The organism is Leifsonia sp. Y862 (assembly GCF_057669585.1).
The window spans coordinates 177,406-194,931 of record NZ_JBYHFR010000003.1 but is presented as its reverse complement, the minus strand read 5'-3'; the positions used below and the strand labels follow the sequence as shown (position 1 = coordinate 194,931).

The window sequence follows — 17,526 nt, the reverse complement described above, 5'->3', positions numbered from 1 at the left end:
CGACCGGGCGAGTGGTCGATCGCGTGTAGCGTGATTGACGGTACTCGCCCGGCTGGTGTCGGCGTGTGATCTCGCGCACAGACAAGACAGAACGGCGGATGAACGTGACATACCCAGAGGCAACCTCGGTTTCCACGCCAGTGCAGAACTGGGCAGGGAACCTGCAGTACCGCGCCGCGGGGGTCGAAGAACCGACCACCGTCGACGAGGTGCGGCATCTGGTGTTGACCGCGTCCCAGGCCGGTACCACCGTTCGCGCGCTGGGCACCCGGCACTCCTTCAACGACATCGCAGACACCGATGGCATCCAGATCTCTACCCGGCTGCTCACCGGGCCCATCAGCCTCTCGGCTTCCGCCGCGGCCGGCGATGCGGGCACCGTCACGGTTGGCGCCGGCATCCGGTACGGCGAGCTCGCCCTGTGGCTGGAAGAACGCGGACTCGCCCTCGCCAATCTGGCCTCCCTGCCGCACATCTCCGTCGGGGGCGCGATCGCAACCGGAACGCACGGTTCGGGTGATGGCGTTGGATCGCTCGCGGCATCCGTTGTGGCCCTGCAACTCGTTGACGGCACAGGAGAGGTGCGCCACCTCGACCGCACCCACCCCGATTTCGCCGGCGCCGTGGTGGCCCTCGGCGCCCTCGGCATCGTCACGCAGGTCACCCTGTCGGTTGAGCCGAGCTTTCAGGTCGCCCAAACCGTCTACCAAAACCTGAGCTGGGATGCCCTCCTCAGCAACTTCGACGCCATCACCTCTGCCGGATACAGCGTCAGCGTGTTCACCCGGTGGGGTGAGGCCGTCGACCAGGTTTGGGTCAAGCGTCGCGTGGATGCGGCCGACTCGGCCGATGGCGGAGCCGCGTCCGACACGCTCCTCGACGCAGCAGCGGCGACCGTCTCGCTCCATCCGCTGCCAGGCGTGTCAGCCGACAGCTGCACGCCGCAGCTGGGCGTCGCAGGGGCCTGGCTCGATCGCCTGGCGCACTTCCGCCTCGCCTTCACGCCGAGCAATGGGTCTGAGTTGCAGAGCGAATACCTCATTCCGCGCAGGCATGCGGCCGCCGCCATCACCGCCCTGCGAGAACTGGCCGATCTCATCCGCCCCGAGCTGCAGGTGACGGAGCTGCGCACCGTTGCAGCGGATGACCTGTGGCTGAGTTCGTCGTACAGCACAGACGTGCTCGGCATCCACTTCACCTGGCTGGCGCACCAGCCGGAGGTCGAAGCACTGCTGCCGCTGATCGAGCGGGCGCTCGCACCGTTCGCGGCGCGACCGCACTGGGGAAAGCTCTTCACGCTCGAGGCCGGCGACCTGGCCGCGCTGTACCCGCGCCACAGCGATTTTCGGGAGCTCGTGGCTCGCTACGACCCGGCCGGTGTCTTCGGGAACGCCTATCTCGACCGGGTGCTTGGCCGGTAGGTCATCGACCAGAGAACGGTCCTGACAGCGCTGCCCACTGCAGCAGCATGATCGTCTTCGCGTCGACAATGTCGGTTCCAATGGCGGCGAGGGCATCGCGGAAGGGCAACTCGACCACTTCGATGTCTTCGCCCTCGTCGGCGAGTCCGCCGCCGTCACCGGCTCGGGTTGCCGAGCTGTATGGCGCCGCGTAGAAGTGCAGCTTCTCCGTGACGGACCCAGGGCTCATGAACACGTCGAAGACGTGCTCGACTGCTCCGACCTCGTGGCCGGTCTCCTCAATGGCTTCACGCCGAATTGCTTCCTCCGGCGCGTCATCATCGAGCAGCCCGGCGGCCGTCTCAAGCAGGTTCCCGTCTGGGTGACCGTTGACGTACGCCGGGAACCTGAACTGCCGCGTGAGGATGACGCTCTCGTGCGCGAGGTCGTAGAGCAGGATGGTGGCGCCGTCGCCCCTGTCGTAGGTCTCGCGTCGTTCCGTGCTCCAGCGGCCGCTTCGGTGCCGATAGTCGAACGTGGTCGAGCGCAGCACGTACCAGTTGGCGGAGAGCAAGGTCACATCGCGGACGACGACGTTGGCATTGCCAGCCAGGTCACGGCCCGTGAGGTGCAGGCCTGTCCGGCCACGGGCATCCGGTTCGTCGATTCCCTGGGTCATGGGGCTGGGGCTCTCTTTCGTCTGGCGCTGTAACCGTGCGCACGGAATTCGCTATCGTTCTCTGGAAGTCTGACATCGGGGGAGCGGTCGTGAGTAATGGCATTGACGTGAAACAGGTTGCGGGCCGGACGGCTCCGGGTTTTGAAGCGGTCGAACGTGCCTTCACACGCCTGGTCGCCAGCGGAGCCGAGCCTGGCGGGCACGTCGAGGTGTGGCGGCGAGGCGCACCTGTGGTGCAGCTGACCGGCGGAACCATTGATGTGGCTGGTGGCCTCCCCTGGACAGAACGGACGCTGGTCCAGGTCTATTCAACGGGCAAGCCGTTCGCGGCCCTCGCAGCGCTGTCGGCGGTACACGCGGGGCTCCTCACCCTTGACGATCCCCTCTGCACCTGGTGGCCGGAGTACGGTGCCGCCGGAAAGCATGCAACGACTCTGCGCGATGTGCTCAGCCATCGGGCAGGGCAGCCGGCATTTCCAGCGGATGCCGCGCACATCCCTCCTGTGGACAAGATGGCATTGATCAAGGCGCTGGCGAGTGCGGCTCCAGAGTCTGTACCAGGGGTTGTGATCGCCGAACACGCACAGACGTACGGACACCTGATCGATGGCGTGCTCGCGGCGGTGGGTGCACCTGATATCGCAGCCTTCAACCGCACACTGGCTGATCGCCTTGGCATCCAGCTTCGGTTCGGGCTGGACGCCGATGAGTGCGAGCAGGTCGCAGAACTTGAAGTTGTCCTGCCCGGCTGGACGGACGGGTACCGGCAGCACGACCTCGGCGCCCGCGCGCTTGATCGCCCAGCGCACCTGCAGGATCCGCAGTTCCTGAATTCCGAAGCGTGGCGCCGTAGCTCGTTTCCGGCCATCGGATTGCACACGGACGCCCGCTCACTGGCGCAGTTCTACGATGACATCGGGCACGCGGACGGCATCGTGCAATCGATGCTCGGCGACGGACTGTTTCACGAATTCAGAGCGGCCCAAGCCGTTGGGTTCGATGCATTCGTTCGTGACGACGTGGCGTGGTCACTGGGGATGCGCGTCGACGGCGGCGAATACGGCATGGGTGGCCTCGGCGGAAGTGCCGGCTGGTACTCCCAGACGTACGACTATTCGATGGCCTATGTCACTCGAGGGCTTGGCGATCACGCCAGGGTCGACGAGCTCGCCGATGCGGTCGAGGCCGCTCTCGCCCGCTGAAACGGATGCCGCATAGACCGCTGGCTGGTTACCAGCGGTTCTCGACGTGTTCTGCCCAGCCGACCAGGCCGTCAACGCTCACGACGGTGTCGTCGTCAAGGGTGACGGTGCCGGTGTAGTGCCCGAAGCACTGGTGGGTATTCGAGGCGATGACGACTGCGTTAGTGGCCGCCTTCCGCTCGAAGAATGGCGTGAAGGTGACGTCAACGCTCTCACCGGTGATACGCCACGGCTTCATGAAATCGGCCTGGTCGTATGCCCAGTCAAGTTCTTCGCTGATCTTGTGCAGGTGGCCGTCGATGACGATGGAGTTCTCCGTCGAGCCAGACCCGACCGTCCACTTGCCGCCGATCTGCAGGCCGATCACACGGCCGTCGACCTCGCCGGATCCTGCACCCCAGTTCCAGGTCATGGAGTATGGCCAGCGGCCGCGCCCGTGGTCAAGAACGGCCCACGACTCGCGGAGCGGGATGTCGAACTCGGTGCCGTCGACAGTGATGCTGCCGCGTGCCCGCAGCGCGACATCCTTCACGGTGTACTGGAAAAGGCGCCACGACCATGGCACGACCACGCCGAGTGCCTCGTGGTTTCGGGGGCGCTCCACCACGATGTCGAGCGTGATGCGATCGGTTGACACCTTGAGGCTGGTGCCGCCGTCGACCTCGTCGATGTCGATCGTGAGGTCTGTGGCGCGCACGGTGGCCGGGCCGCCGCGCAGGGTGCCTGGCAGTTTCACGCCGCGGGAGAGCGGAGCGATCACGACGCGGTCGACCTCGAGGCCGGTTGCCCTGTCGCGGACCCACACCTCACTGAGGGTGGCGTAGTCGAGCGTGGACGCCGTGATGCCGATCAGGTGGGTTGGGGTGATGATGCCCCAGTACTCCCAGCGCTTGTTTCGGCCCCAGCCGAAGAATCCGCGACCGATCTGATCGGTGTTGTGCCAGGGATGCCGAGACCAGCCAACGGCCATCTTGTTCAGCTTTCCGGAACCCAGGCTGAGATCAACGGGGGCAATGATCTCGTGTTCGACGACGTTCTGCATCTTCACACCTTAAGGCCGGGTAACGGTTTGGTTTCCGAGGTGTAAGTCGTGTCGTGCCCCTTTACTGTTAGGAAACTTTCCTGTTACATTGCCTGACACCACCGAATTCTCACTGCGGATGAACGTCACACGGAGCTAGCAATGCCAACGAAGACAGTCAGAGGCACACCGTCGTGGCTTCGCGCCACGAACGATCGCACCGCTCTTGCCCTGCTCCTGGAGCACGGGCCGCTCACCCGCAATCGCATCGGTGAACTGTCGGGGCTGTCGAAGCCGACGGCATCCCAAATGGTATCCAGGCTCGAAGACGCCGGGCTGATCCACTCCGCAGGAGAAGTGTCCGGTGGCCGCGGCCCGAACGCCGCCAGCTACAGTGTTCGACTCGATCGAGTGCTCGGCGTCGCCATCGACATCAACGGGTCACTCATCAGGTCAACCGTGGTCGATGCGTCAGGACGCGAGCACCCTGTCGTGGAGCGGATGCTCTCTGCCTCCTCGAAGGAGCGGTCTGCGATCAGCGACGTGCGGGGTGCGATCGAGGCCGCCTGCGACGCGAGCGGAACCGATCCGGCATCCGTTCACTTGGTGTGTATCGGCGTGCAGGCATCCATCGATCCCCGCACCGATGAGCTGAGCTTCACCGACACATTGCCCGGCTGGCCGCGCAAGGGTGTGCACCAGCATCTTGAAGATGAACTCGGCTGTACCGTCATCATCGACAACGACGTCAACCTGGCCGCCGTCGCTGAACGCCACAGCGGGCGGGGTGCCGGTGCGTCGGGATTCGCGCTGCTCTGGATGGGTGCCGGCCTCGGCCTCGCCGTCGACCTCGGAGGCGCGGTGCACAAGGGTGCCGCAGGAGGAGCTGGGGAGATCGGTTACCTGCCAGTGCCCAAGGCGGCGACGGCACTCGACCCAGAGGCCGATGACCTGCAGGGCCTCATCGGGGGGCCAGCGGTTGTGCGGCTCGCGCGCGAGGCTGGGCTGCGGGCCAGGAACTACCCGACCATGCTCGACCACATCGAAACGGCGAGAGGGCGCGAGGCGCTCCTCGCCGCATTGGCGCCGCGCATTGCGCTCGGCGTCATCCCCGTTCTCGCTGTCCTCGACCCTGAGGTCGTCGTTCTCGGCGGCCCGACCGGCATCGCGGGTGGCGATCGCCTCGCCGAACTGGTGCAGGCAAACATCAGGCGGGCCTCTCGGTGGTCGCCGCGCATTGTGGCATCCGCTGTCAAGACGAACCCGGTACTCCGCGGTGCCCGCGAAGTTCTCATGACCGAAGTACGCAACACCTTGCTCGGTGACGCCCTGCACGATCACACGCGTCTCGTAACACCCCAGTAAATTCCGCGCCGCATGCGTCATCGACTGATGTGACGGTGCGGCCTTAAGCAAAGGGTAGAGAAATGAACAAGCGAACTGTCAGATTTCAACTGATGGCCGTGGCGGCGCTGGCAACGACTGCGACGCTTGGCCTCTCCGGCTGCACGGCAGGTGCAAGCGGCAGCGACTTCGATACCACCACGCCCACCGATCTGTCAGGGACCGTGTCGTTCTGGCACTTCTTCTCAGATCGTGAGGCGGATGTCATCCAGTCGGTGGTCGACGACTTTACCGCGGCCAACCCCGACGTCACGGTCAATGTGCACTCTGGGCAGGATGACGAGAAACTCCGCAAGGCGATCTCGACGGGAGACACCGTCGATCTCGGCCTGTCGTACTCCACCGACATCGTCGGCAACTTCTGTTCGACCGGCGCATTCCGCGACCTTGGCGACGTCATCACGCGCGACGACATCGACATGAGTCAGTTCACAGACACCGTCAAGAGCTACACGGAGTTCGATGGCACCCGCTGTTCGATGCCGGTTCTCGCGGATGTCTATGGCCTGTACTACAACAAAGACCTGCTGGCGGCGGCCGGCTACACCGAACCGCCCAAGACGCTCTCAGAGCTCGAGGCCATGGCGGATGCGCTCACGACCTACAACGCGGACGGCTCCATCAAGACACTGGGGTTCAACCCCACGATGGGCTGGTACGAGAACACCCCCGCGCACATTGGCCCTGCGGCCGGAGCCGAATGGTTGAACGCCGACGGCACCTCTGCCATCGGCTCAAGCGAGGCATGGCCGGAGCTGATCACCTGGCAGACCGAGTTCGTGCAGAAGATCGGCTGGGACAAGCTCAATGCGTTCACAGCGGGGCTCGGCCAGGAATTCTCGGCAGACAACGCATTCCAGACCGGGCAGGTCGCGATGAACATGGACGGCGAGTACCGCACGGCGTTCATTGACGACCAGACGCCGGACCTCTCATACGGCACAGCGCCATTCCCAACTGCCGACGGCCACGATGACCTCTATGGCGGCGGATACATCACGGGCAACATAGCCGGTATCTCCAAGGGGTCGAAGAACCCAGAGCTGGCCTGGGCGCTCTTGAAGTACCTGACCACAGACACGGATGCCATCGTCAAGCTGTCCAACGGACTGAAGAACGTGCCGACCACCCACGATGCGCTCACCTCGTCAGATCTGGAGGTCTCGACGCAGTTCCAGACCTTCCTCGACATCGCCGAGAGCCCGAACACGACGACCACCCCGCCGAGTCCGCTCGGCGCCGGCTACCAGCAGTCATTCCAGGACTGGTGGAACATCTACCAGTCAGACCCGTCAGGTGACCTGGGTGCTGCACTGACGGATGTCGACGCGCAGATCAACGATTCCCTCGCGCTCGTCAGCGGTCCGTAACATGACGAGCCCCAGCGCGGACGCGGGGCGGGCGGCAACGACCGTTCGCCCTGCCGACGCCGAAGTCGTCGCGAGCGGTACCAGCCCAGACTCGACAGGCAAGCGCGCGACGGGCGCGGGCAGCACCGTCACCAGCGGCACGCGCACCCCGCACTATGCCAGGCGCAAGAAGCTGGTCACCCTGGCGCTGCTGAGCCCAGCCCTGCTCGGACTCGTGATCTTCTTTGTGTACCCGCTCATCGCATCCGTTTTCTATTCCTTCACGCGCTACGACCTGGTGTCGCCGCCGGAGTGGATTGGACTGCGCAACTACGAGTACCTGTTCACGAAGGACCCAAAGGTCTGGATCGCGGCACTGAACACCGGTTGGTTCGTCGTGATCATGGTGCCGGTGAAGATCGCGTTCGCGCTGCTGATTGCCGGTTTGCTGGTTCGGGCGCGCACGGCGTCCGGGGGCTGGCGCACGCTGTTCTACCTGCCGGCGCTGGTGCCGCCCGTGGCCTCTGTAGTCGCGTTTGTATTCCTGTTCAACCCTGGGACGGGACCGGTGAACCAGATCCTGGGCTTCTTCGGCATTCAGGGACCGCTGTGGTTCAACGACCCGGCCTGGTCAAAGCCGTCCCTGCTTCTGCTGGCGATCTGGGTCATGGGTGACATCATGATCATCTTTCTGGCTGCCCTCCTTGACGTGCCGCGCGACCAGTACGAGGCCGCGTCCCTCGACGGGGCGAACGGCGTGCAGCAACTGCGTTACGTGACGTTCCCGAACATCACCCCCGTGCTGTTGTTCGCGGCGGTTACCGGCGTGATCGCCGCCTTGCAGTACTTCACCGAAGCGGCTGTCGCCTCTGGCGTCGCCTCAGGCAAGGCGGTGGTCGGTGAGGGAACGGGCAACAACCTTGGGTATCCGGGCAACTCGCTGCTCACCTATACGGAATGGCTGTACGTGCGCGGATTCAGCCAATACCAATTGGGCTACGCCTCGGCGTTGGCCGTGCTGCTGTTCATCGTGTCGAGTGTTGTGCTCGTGCTGCTGCTCCGCCGGTTCAAGGCATTCACCCCGGAAGGCGCTTCCTGATGACCAGACGTGGCTTTTACTGGATAGCCGAGCATGCGTTGCTCGTCATGCTGGGCGTGCTGTTCATCGCGCCCATCATCTTCGTGGCGCTCACCTCGCTCATGTCGAGTAAGCAGACGCTCACGGCGTCGCTCTGGCCGAACCCGTTCCAGTGGAGTAACTACACTGAGGTCTTCACGCAGGTGCCGCTGATGCAGTGGTTCGGCAACTCGGCGATGTACGCGATCCTGGCGACCGCGTTCATGCTCGTCTCCAGCGTTCCTGCGGCGTATGTGCTCGCGAAGATCAAGTTTCGGGGCGCCAACGTGCTCTTCACGGCGATCATCGTCGCCATGCTGTTGCCGCCCCAGGTGACGGCGATCCCTGTGTACGTGATGTGGTCGAACCTCGGACTCACCGGCACACTCTGGCCGCTCATTCTGCCCAACCTGCTCGGCGATGCGTTCTCGATCTTCCTGCTCAGGCAGTTCTTCCTCACCATTCCGAAGGAGTACGCGGATGCCGCGCGCATCGACGGCTGCGGGGAGTTCGGGGTGCTGACCAGGGTCATCATCCCGATGTCGAAGCCGGGTATCGCGGCAACCGGCATTTTCATGTTCTTCCATTCGTGGAATGACTACTACGGACCGCTCCTCTATACGTCTGAGAACCAGGCGTGGTGGCCGGTGGCATACGGGCTTGCCTCCTTCAGGGGTATTCACGGCACGGACTGGGGCCTGACAATGGCGATGACCATGCTGGTGATGGTTCCCGTCGTGCTCATCTTCTTCTTCGCCCAACGCGTTTTCGTTGAGGGCATCACTCTGACCGGCGTAAAGGGATAGTTCAATGAAACTCAGTGTTGTTGGTGGCGGTTCCACGTACACCCCGGAACTCATCGATGGGTTCGCCCGGCTGGCGTCATCACTGCCCATCGAAGAGCTGTGGCTGGTTGACACCGATCCAGATCGGCTCGCCCTGGTGGCAGGGATGGCCCAGCGGATGTTCGCTGCCGCCGGACACCCCGGCAGGGTCATTCCGACGCTTGACCTCGTTGCGGGCGTCTCTGATGCCGATGCGGTCCTCATCCAGCTGCGCGTCGGTGGGCAGGCCGCCAGGCACGGTGATGAGACATTCCCCCACGCGGCCTGCTGCATCGGACAGGAGACGACGGGGCCAGGCGGATTCGCCAAGGCACTGCGCACGGTTCCGGTCGTGCTGAACGTGGCCGATGCGGTGCGCAGGCACGCCAAGCCCGACGCGTGGATCGTGGACTTCACCAACCCCGTCGGTATCGTGACGCGGGCGCTGTTGAACGAGGGCCATCGTGCGGTGGGACTGTGCAACGTGGCGATCGGCTTCCAGCGACGGTTTGCCCATTTGCTCGGTGTCGATCATCGTGCGGTACGACTCGATCATGTCGGGCTCAATCACCTGACCTGGGAGCGCTCCGTGTGGGTGAGGGACGGCGCAGGAGCAGAACGTGACGCGCTTCCAGAACTCATCGGACGGCACCTCCCTGCACTTGCCGAGGAGATCGAGCTGCCGGCGTCGCTTATATCCCTCTTGGGGAATGTGCCGTCGTACTACCTGCGCTATTACTACGCGCACGATGAGGTGTTCCGCGAACAGCAAGGCGCGCCCAGCAGGGCAGAGGCGGTTCTCGACGTTGAGAAAGCGCTGCTCGAGATCTATGCCGATTCAAGCATGAACACCAAACCGGAGATCCTGAGTCAGCGCGGCGGTGCGTTTTACTCAGAGGCCGCCGTCGACCTGATCGCCTCTCTCACGGGCGACCGCGGGGATGTGCAGGTTGTGAACCTGCAGAACAATGGGTCGCTTTCATTCCTGCCGGATGACCACGTCATCGAGGTGTCGGCGACGGTTGGTGCCGACGGCGTGCGCGCCCTGCCGATCGCCCCCGTCGATGACGACATACGTGGGCTCATTTCGCACGTGGCCGGCTACGAGCGCCTCGCCCTCGACGCCGCGATTCACGGCGGACGTGACCGGGTGTTGCGCGCCATGATGGCGCATCCGCTGGTTGGGCAGTTCGACCGTGCGGAGAAGCTGACCGATCTGTTGCTCGCTGAGAACAGCAGGCACCTGGCATGGGCACGCTGATGAATGCACAGGGCGAGGCAGTGACCGTGGTGACTGCGTCATCGGGCGCCATCGTGATCGCCATCGACGGAGGCGGTTCCAAGACCGATGTCTGGGCGCTTGAACTCGACGGTTCGATTGCTGCGACGGCGCGCGGTGTGGGATCCAATCCCCAGTTGAGCGGGGTGGAACCCGTCATCGAGCTCATCGACGATCTGATCGGTCAGGTGATGCGCACGGTCGGGGAACGCCCGATCCTGCAGACGGCGGTCTATCTCTCTGGGCTGGACCTGCCGCTGGAGATCCAGACGTTCCGAGCGGCCATCGCGTCGCGGAGCTGGGCGACGGGAGCGACAGGTCGCCCCGCCATCGTCGAGAACGATCTCTTCGCGCTCCTCCGTGTCGGCGCGGATGAGCCAGACGCCGTAGCGCTGATTTGCGGCACCGGCATCAACTGCATCGGCGTTCGAGCGGATGGCGAGCAGGTGCGGTTCGCGGCCCTCGGTGCGATCTCCGGGGACTGGGGCGGCGGATGGTTCCTGGGGGAGCGGGCGCTGTGGCATGCGGCACGGGCGGTCGACGGACGTGGCCCAGACACTGTCCTGGTGGAAACCGTGCCCGATGCGTTCGGGCTTGGCTCCATCGCAGAGGTGACGGAGGCGCTGCACTTCGGTCGACTGGCGTCTGGCGACCTGGCCAGCCTCAGTCCGACGCTGTTCGCTGCGGCATCCGCTGGTGACGAGGTGGCCATGGGGGTCGTCGATCGCCAGGCGGAGGAGATTGTGCTCATGGTGACGGCGGCACTCACCCGGCTGGATCTGCTGGAGACATCCGTTCCGGTCGTGCTTGGGGGCGGGGTTCTCGCCGCGGAAGACAGCCGGCTGTTGGGGGCGATCGCACGCGGCCTGGCCCAGCGCGCACCGCAGGCGCACATTCGGTTGGTCACGGCTGCACCCATCACGGGCGCCGCCATGCTGGCACTCGAAAGCGTTGGCGCGCACGCCGCAGCACACGACCTGGCGTGAGGAGCCGCCTGCGCGGGCTGGGGCTGGGTTTGGGTTTGGGTCTGGTCAGGCGGGGTCTGGTCCGGCCGGCTTGATGTTCTGGTTCAGGTGGAAGAGGTTGCCTGGGTCGTATGCCGCCTTCACCTGGGTGAGACGGGCGTAGTTGCCGCGGTAGTTTTCCGCGATGCGGCCCTGGTCATCGCTGTCCATGAAGTTGATGTAGCCGCCGGGGGACGCGTAGGAGTGAAGTGCGTTCCAGTACGCCCTGGTCCAGGCGATGTTGGCCTCGGTGTCGGCCGGGTCGGTCCACTGGCACGCGACCGTTGGCGAGAAGTCCACGTCGCGGTAGGGGAACGCGGTGTCGGCGGCGCCGATCCTCTGCACGGCGCCATCGATGGGGTAGTAGTGATTGGCCGTTTGGAGGCTCGGGATTGTGCGCCCGAACTCGTCCATGACTTTCACGACGTCATCGGTGATGGCGGGGAGGAAATCCGCCTTCCAGTACCCCAGCATGCCTTTCGGGTTCAACGCGTCGAACATGGTGTTCAACGCCGGGTACGGGATCCTGGCCAGGAAGGAACCTGCAACCGGCGCGAATCCCAGCAGCGGATCCCAGCGGCTTTGTCCCTCGTCGAGCGACCCGGCCCAGGCGCCGCCAAGCACCACGACCGGCTGCCCGTAAAACTGCTCCGGCAGGAAGGGAACGGGTGGCCCCTGGTGGAAGCCAAGGAAGACACCGAATTCCTCGGGGGCGTCCGCGATGAACTCTCGGTATGCCCGCGCGACCGCATCCGTATGCTCTGCTTGGAATATAACGACACCGCCGTAGATGTCGGCGACAGGGTGCAGGTCAAACTCCAGTGACGTGACGGCCCCGAAGTTGCCGCCGCCGCCACGGAGAGCCCAGAACAGGTCGTCATTCTCTGTGGCGCTGGCCGTGACGAAGCGGCCATCGGCGAGGACGACATCCGCTGACAACAGGTTGTCGCACGACAACCCGTACTTGCGCGACAGGTATCCGATGCCGCCGCCGAGCGTCAGGCCGGCGACGCCGGTCGAGCCGATGATGCCGCCTGTCGTGGCCAGCCCGAACGCATGGGTCGCATAGTTGAAGTCGGCCCAGGTTGCGCCGCCCTCTGCCCTGGCCGTCGAGGTGGCCGGGTCGACGCGGACGCCGGAGCGGTTGACGAAGTCGATGACGATTCCGTTGTCACAGGTGCCGAAGCCTGGGGCGCTGTGACCGCCGCCCCTGATTGCCAGCGGCAAGCCGCTGTCCCTGGCGACGTTGACGCCTGTGATGACGTCAGCGACCTGGGCGACACGAAGTATGGCGGCGGGGTGTTTGTCGACCATGCCATTGAACACGGCTCGTGCCGCGTCGTACTCGGGGTCTTCGGGGGCAATGACCTGGCCCCGCACCTGCTCACGCAGGGTTTCGACGATGCTCATGACGATATCCGTCCGTGTGTGAATCACAAGGATTCGACGCCTCGGTTCTGGGCGGAGAACCCGACCCTGCCGGGAATCAGGCGGTGGTGGCTTCTGCGAATGGGTGTGTCGTGACGGCGGAGATACCGATGGTCGCGGCTTCGGATGATCGCATGATCGACCCGGTGAGGAACCAGTGCGACTGGCTCCGCCATCGAGATTAGACCCGCCGGTGACAAGCGTCAACGAAGTGAAGCGGATACTATGACACGGTACACAGGGAGACCACATGACACGCATTGAACCAGAGTTCGACAAGGTGCTCGATGCCTTGACGAAGCGCCGCGCCCGCGAGCTGTCCACAGGCCGGCCGACGCCGAGTGACCTCGCCATGGCCAGGCTCGTCGTGCTGCGCGACCTGCGCGATGCAGTGGTCAAGGAGGAGCTTCCCCGGGCAACGCAGGATGCCAGGGGCCTCGGCATCCAGTTCAAGGCACTGCAGGCAGCGCTCGGGCATGCGTCGCCAACCACGATTCAGATGTGGGCGAAAATGGCGGACGAACTGCCAGAGCCAGAGCCAGAGCCAGAGCCAGAATCTGAGGACACTGCTCAAGCCGACGGTGACTCCGCTGACACGCAGAAATAGCCGACGCACAGAAATAGCCCAGCCGATAAGTCGGCTGGGCTATGTCACGTGCGGGCGTCAGCCTGCGGTGTCAGGCATCCGTTAGCCGAGCAGCAGCTTTCCAAGCTGGTCGGCCGAGTGCACGACGGCGGTGGCGTCTGCGGCTTCGGCTGGAGAGCCGTAGCCCCACTCCACCAAAATGGCGGGCACACCGTTTGCGGCTGCGCCTTCTGCGTCGTAGATGCGATCGCCAACCATGACGGGGGCGCTGAGGTCAACACCCTTCGCGTCGAGGCGGCGCAGGGCTTCGGCGACGACGTCGGCCTTGGCGCTGCGGGTCTCATCTTCTGAGGCGCCGACGATGACCGTGAAGTACTTGGCCAGGTCGAAGTGCTCCAGAATGCGGATGGCGTTCAGTTCTGGCTTGCTCGTTGCAAGGGCGAGCGGGATACCCGACTCGTAGATGCGCTCGAGCAGGCCGGCGACCCCTGGGTACACGGCAGTGTCGAGTGATGCGTCACCCGAATAGTGGGCGCGGTAGACCTTGACGGCGGCGAAGGCCTCATCCATGGTCATGCCGGCGTATTCGCGGAAGGCTGCGACCAGTGGCGGGCCGACGTAGGCCATCAGCTCTGCTTGGGAGGGAACCGCACGACCAAGGGTCGTGAAAGTGTTTGTCAGGGAGTTCGTGATGCCGGGAGCGGAGTCCGTAATCGTTCCGTCAAGATCGAAGAGGATCGCACTCCACGTGCGTGTCAAAGTGGGATTCACTTGCCCAATGTTAGGGGTGGATCCTGTGCGGACCCGTGCATTTGGCGTGTCCGGCCCCGGTTGGGGGCGCGGGGAGCCTGCGGCTGCGCGTCCTAGAAGAGGCGCGACTGCGTGTCGTCGAGGCCCCGCATGGCGTCGTAGTCCAGCAGCAGGCAGCGGATGCCGCGATCCTCGGCCAGCGTCCTGGCCTGCGGCTTGATTTCCTGGGCTGCGAATACACCCTGAACGGGCGCGAGGTGCGGATCGCGGTTCATCAGCTCGAGGTAGCGGGTGAGCTGCTCGACGCCATCGATGTCGCCGCGGCGCTTCAGCTCGACGGCGACGGACCCACCGGACGCATCGCGGGCCAGGATGTCGACGGGGCCGATGGCCGTCATATATTCGCGGCGCACCAGGGTGTGCCCGTCGCCCAGCAGGTGGATGTTGTCGGCCAGCAGTTTCTGCAGGTGGGCTTCGACGCCCTCCTTGATGAGTCCTGGGTCGATGCCGAGTTCGTGGGCAGAGTCGTGCAGCACGTCGTAGATGCTGACGATGAGCTGGTCTGCTGTCTTGGCGTGGGTGACGGTCCAGAGGGCCGTGATGCCGGCATCCGCTTGGTCGGAATCGGGCGCCTGCTCGCTGAGTGAGCACGGGGGACTCATCCAGTTGAGGGGCTTGTATGACCCGCCGTCGGAGTGGATGAGGATGCTGCCGTCCGACTTCAGCATCAGCAGCCGGGTGGCAAGGGGAAGGTGCGCACTGAGGCGACCGGCATAGTCAACGGAGCATTTAGCAATTACGAGGCGCACCCGTCGAGCTTAACCGAGCATTGCTGGGGAAATCTCCGCTGGGCCACGGTGTTGGGCACGCGGGGGCCGGCCTGGGGCTAGGACGTGGCGGAGTCTGCTGCCGATGGCGGGGTCACTTCGCGAGCTGCCGGCGCTGCCAGGCCGGCAATGACCATGAGGATGACGATGAAGTACAGGGCGTTCAGCAGGCCGATGGCGTCGCCGAGCAGTCCGAGCAGGGGCGGGCCGACGAGGAATGCGCAGTAGCCGATCATGGCGATGGCGCTCACGCGGGCGGCGGCGTTCTTAGGGTCGTCCGCAGCCGCCGACATGCCGACGGGGAAGCCGAGCGATGCGCCGAGGCCCCAGAGGATGACCCCGATCACGACGACCCAGATGTTGGGCGCCAGGATGAACATCAGCAGGCCGACGACACCGAGGGCCGCGCAGCCGCGGAGCACGAGCACGCGTCCGAAGCGATCGATGACCGGGCCGCCGGAGACACGGCCAACGGTCATGGCGGCGACGAAGATGCCGAAGATGACGGCGCCGTTCGTATTGCTGAGGCCGTGGCCGTCGACGGTGGCGAGGGCGAGCCAGTCGTTCGCGCCGCCCTCCGCGAAGGTCATGCCGAGCACGATCAGCCCGATGAGCAACACTTTCATGTCGCGCCAGACGGCCAGGTTCTGGCGGAGGCGCGCCTTCCAGCTGGCCTTCACCGCCACGCGGTCCGTTGCGCTGTGACCGTGTTCGCCGTGGGCGAGGTCATCGCCGAGCTCTGGACGCAGCGGCACGAAGCGCACGGAGATGATGGCTGTCACGAGGATCACGACGGCGGCAATCGACAGGTGCCAGAACACCGAGAGGTGCACAGCGGATGCCGCGGCGCCGAGCAACGCGCCCACGACGGTACCGAGGCTGAAGCAGGCGTGCATGAGCGGCATGAGCGTCTTGCCGATCTGGCGTTCGGCGGCGGCGCCTTCGACGTTCATCATGACGTCGACGGATCCCATGCCGAAACCGAGCGCGGCCAAGCCCACGAACACGATCGCGGCAGACGGGAGCAGGGTGCCGCCGATTCCGACGAGGACCAGGCCCGCTGACGACACGGCAACGCCGAGCACCATGCCGCTGCGTGCGCCGAGGCGGGCGAGCAGCCAGGTGGACGCGATGAGCCCGAGCACGGATCCTGCCGACAGCCCGAAGATGATGAGGCCGACATCCCCCACGCTCAGGTGAAGTTCGTCGCGCACCGCCGGCACGCGGGTGACCCACGAGGCTGAGCTCAACCCACCGATGAAGAAGATGGCGAAGACCGCGTTGCGCCAGCCGATGAGCATCCGCCGTGTGGCCTCCGGAGCCAGGGTGCTTGACGTACCTGACGTGCTGGACCCGGCCGTGCTGATGCCGGCGGCGGGATCAGGGGTGGGCTCGGTGGCGTTCGTGGGCTGTGACACAGGGGCGTCCGAATCGTTACGGCGGTCGAATCGATTCGATCGAATCGATTCGACTAAACTAGCCGACACACGCTTTCTCTGCAAGGACCGTGATGCCCCCCATGACGCCTAACGCCCCTGACCTTCCCGACCGCCCGACGCTCGCAGCCGTCGCCGCGCGGGCCGGAGTGTCGCCCTCAACGGCCTCCCTGGCCTTCAGCGGATCCGGCCCCGTCTCGACGTCCACCAGAACCAGGGTGCTGGCCGCGGCCGCAGAGCTCGGTTACGCGGGACCTGACCCGAGGGCCAGGTCGCTGCGCAGAGGGCGCTCCGGCATCGTCGGCGTGGTCGTTGAAGAGCGCCTGCGCGAAGCGTTTCGCGATCCCATCAAGATCGCCATGCTCGACGGTGTTGCAGAGGGCATCGCCCCGCTCGGCGCTGCGCTGCTGCTTCTGACCGATACCGACGGCAGCACGAGCACGAGAACGAGAACGAGCACGAGCTCGAGCACTGCCGGCGCGGTTGCCGCTGGCGAGGCGACGGTGAGCGTTGAGAACGCCCCTGTCGACGCTGTCGTGCTGATTGGCTGCAGCCCGCGCCTCGGTCGCTCCATTGCTGCGCTCCGCCAACGCGGCATCCCGATGGTGTCGATTGAGGGAGCAACCGGCGACGGTGTCCCGCGCATCTCGCTCGACAACCGGGAGGCGACCCGACTGGCCGCACAGCACCTGGCCGACCTCGGGCACACGAATGTCGCGATGGTGAGTCTGCCACTCGATGCCGATCGCACCGCGGGGCCGCTCACCGCATCCGCAGAGGCCGCCAGCACCTCAGAAACCGCCACTGACCGGCTGGATGGTGCGCGCGACGTCTTCCCCAAGCTGTTCGGCATGATCGCCCCTGAGAGCTCCATCGAGGCAGGGCTGGACGCCGGGCGTGCCCTGCTGGCGCGCGAGGGCGCACATCGACCACAGGCGATCATGGCCCAGAGCGACCTGCTTGCCGCCGGCGTCATCCGTGCCGCAGAAGAGGCGGGCATTCGAGTGCCGGACGACCTCAGCGTTGTCGGTTTCGACGGCGTGCACGTCGATGGCCTCGGCCCATACGACCTCACGACCCTGGTGCAGCCCGCCGCGGCCAAGGGGCGGGCCGCCGGCGAGGTGATCATCCGCCTGCTGGCCGGTGAGCCGGCTGACCCAGCCTCGTTCACCAGCGAGTTTCACCGCGGCACGACCACTGCTCCGCCCCGCCAGCACTGA

General features: G+C 65.2%; 16 protein-coding genes. 10 read left to right on the top strand and 6 right to left on the bottom strand.

Annotated elements, in window-relative coordinates; all coding sequences use genetic code 11:
• Nucleotides 1-98 precede the first annotated feature (98 nt).
• Nucleotides 99-1,421, top strand: coding sequence for an FAD-binding protein (locus tag AC25Z0_RS15210; RefSeq protein WP_488133744.1), 1,323 nt, complete (start codon nucleotides 99-101; stop codon nucleotides 1,419-1,421).
• A gap of 1 nt (nucleotide 1,422) precedes the next feature.
• On the opposite strand, the gene AC25Z0_RS15205 is transcribed toward AC25Z0_RS15210, so the two are convergent.
• On the bottom strand, nucleotides 1,423-2,079 hold the full coding sequence (locus AC25Z0_RS15205; protein ID WP_488133743.1) for an NUDIX domain-containing protein: 657 nt from the start codon (nucleotides 2,077-2,079) through the stop codon (nucleotides 1,423-1,425).
• Between the two features lie 89 nt (nucleotides 2,080-2,168).
• Here AC25Z0_RS15205 and AC25Z0_RS15200 point away from each other — a divergent pair, with 89 nt between their 5' ends.
• Entirely contained in the window at nucleotides 2,169-3,281 is a 1,113-nt protein-coding gene (locus AC25Z0_RS15200) for a serine hydrolase domain-containing protein (protein WP_488133742.1), read from the top strand.
• A 28-nt stretch (nucleotides 3,282-3,309) separates the two neighbouring features.
• Here AC25Z0_RS15200 and AC25Z0_RS15195 read toward each other — a convergent pair whose 3' ends face one another.
• Complete coding sequence (locus AC25Z0_RS15195) at nucleotides 3,310-4,323, bottom strand: DUF2804 domain-containing protein (protein ID WP_488133741.1); 1,014 nt, start codon at nucleotides 4,321-4,323, stop codon at nucleotides 3,310-3,312.
• A 141-nt stretch (nucleotides 4,324-4,464) separates the two neighbouring features.
• On the opposite strand from AC25Z0_RS15195, the gene AC25Z0_RS15190 reads away from it, so the two are divergent.
• The 6 genes from AC25Z0_RS15190 (at nucleotide 4,465) to AC25Z0_RS15165 (ending at nucleotide 11,261) form a co-directional block, all read left to right on the top strand.
• On the top strand, nucleotides 4,465-5,667 hold the full coding sequence (locus AC25Z0_RS15190) for an ROK family transcriptional regulator (protein ID WP_488133740.1): 1,203 nt from the start codon (nucleotides 4,465-4,467) through the stop codon (nucleotides 5,665-5,667).
• A 62-nt stretch (nucleotides 5,668-5,729) separates the two neighbouring features.
• Nucleotides 5,730-7,076 carry an extracellular solute-binding protein gene (locus AC25Z0_RS15185; protein WP_488120946.1) on the top strand — a complete coding sequence of 449 codons (1,347 nt, stop codon included), beginning with the start codon at nucleotides 5,730-5,732 and terminating at the stop codon, nucleotides 7,074-7,076.
• Between the two features lies 1 nt (nucleotide 7,077).
• Entirely contained in the window at nucleotides 7,078-8,154 is a 1,077-nt protein-coding gene (locus AC25Z0_RS15180; RefSeq protein WP_488133739.1) for a carbohydrate ABC transporter permease, read from the top strand.
• Nucleotides 8,154-8,978, top strand: a complete 825-nt coding sequence (locus tag AC25Z0_RS15175; RefSeq protein WP_488133738.1) for a carbohydrate ABC transporter permease — start codon at nucleotides 8,154-8,156, stop codon at nucleotides 8,976-8,978. The genes AC25Z0_RS15180 and AC25Z0_RS15175 overlap by 1 nt, the downstream gene beginning before the upstream one ends.
• A 4-nt stretch (nucleotides 8,979-8,982) precedes the next feature.
• A complete protein-coding gene (locus AC25Z0_RS15170) occupies nucleotides 8,983-10,257 on the top strand; it encodes a 6-phospho-beta-glucosidase (RefSeq protein ID WP_488120943.1) in 1,275 nt (424 codons plus the stop codon).
• Nucleotides 10,245-11,261, top strand: a complete 1,017-nt coding sequence (locus AC25Z0_RS15165) for an N-acetylglucosamine kinase (protein ID WP_488120942.1) — start codon at nucleotides 10,245-10,247, stop codon at nucleotides 11,259-11,261. The genes AC25Z0_RS15170 and AC25Z0_RS15165 overlap by 13 nt, the downstream gene beginning before the upstream one ends.
• A gap of 45 nt (nucleotides 11,262-11,306) precedes the next feature.
• Here AC25Z0_RS15165 and AC25Z0_RS15160 read toward each other — a convergent pair whose 3' ends face one another.
• Entirely contained in the window at nucleotides 11,307-12,689 is a 1,383-nt protein-coding gene (locus tag AC25Z0_RS15160) for an FAD-binding oxidoreductase (RefSeq protein WP_488133737.1), read from the bottom strand.
• Between the two features lie 268 nt (nucleotides 12,690-12,957).
• Here AC25Z0_RS15160 and AC25Z0_RS15155 point away from each other — a divergent pair, with 268 nt between their 5' ends.
• Nucleotides 12,958-13,314: a hypothetical protein gene (locus AC25Z0_RS15155; RefSeq protein ID WP_488133736.1), complete on the top strand. Its 357-nt coding sequence runs from the start codon at nucleotides 12,958-12,960 to the stop codon at nucleotides 13,312-13,314.
• 81 nt (nucleotides 13,315-13,395) lie between these two features.
• On the opposite strand, the gene AC25Z0_RS15150 is transcribed toward AC25Z0_RS15155, so the two are convergent.
• From AC25Z0_RS15150 to AC25Z0_RS15140, 3 genes are all read right to left on the bottom strand, one after another.
• Nucleotides 13,396-14,064: an HAD hydrolase-like protein gene (locus AC25Z0_RS15150; protein ID WP_488120939.1), complete on the bottom strand. Its 669-nt coding sequence runs from the start codon at nucleotides 14,062-14,064 to the stop codon at nucleotides 13,396-13,398.
• 92 nt (nucleotides 14,065-14,156) lie between these two features.
• Nucleotides 14,157-14,852 (bottom strand): endonuclease NucS, encoded by a 696-nt coding sequence (gene nucS / locus AC25Z0_RS15145; RefSeq protein WP_488120938.1) that lies wholly within the window; start codon nucleotides 14,850-14,852, stop codon nucleotides 14,157-14,159.
• 77 nt (nucleotides 14,853-14,929) lie between these two features.
• Nucleotides 14,930-16,288: an MFS transporter gene (locus tag AC25Z0_RS15140; protein ID WP_488120937.1), complete on the bottom strand. Its 1,359-nt coding sequence runs from the start codon at nucleotides 16,286-16,288 to the stop codon at nucleotides 14,930-14,932.
• A 101-nt stretch (nucleotides 16,289-16,389) separates the two neighbouring features.
• On the opposite strand from AC25Z0_RS15140, the gene AC25Z0_RS15135 reads away from it, so the two are divergent.
• On the top strand, nucleotides 16,390-17,526 hold the full coding sequence (locus AC25Z0_RS15135) for a LacI family DNA-binding transcriptional regulator (protein WP_488120936.1): 1,137 nt from the start codon (nucleotides 16,390-16,392) through the stop codon (nucleotides 17,524-17,526).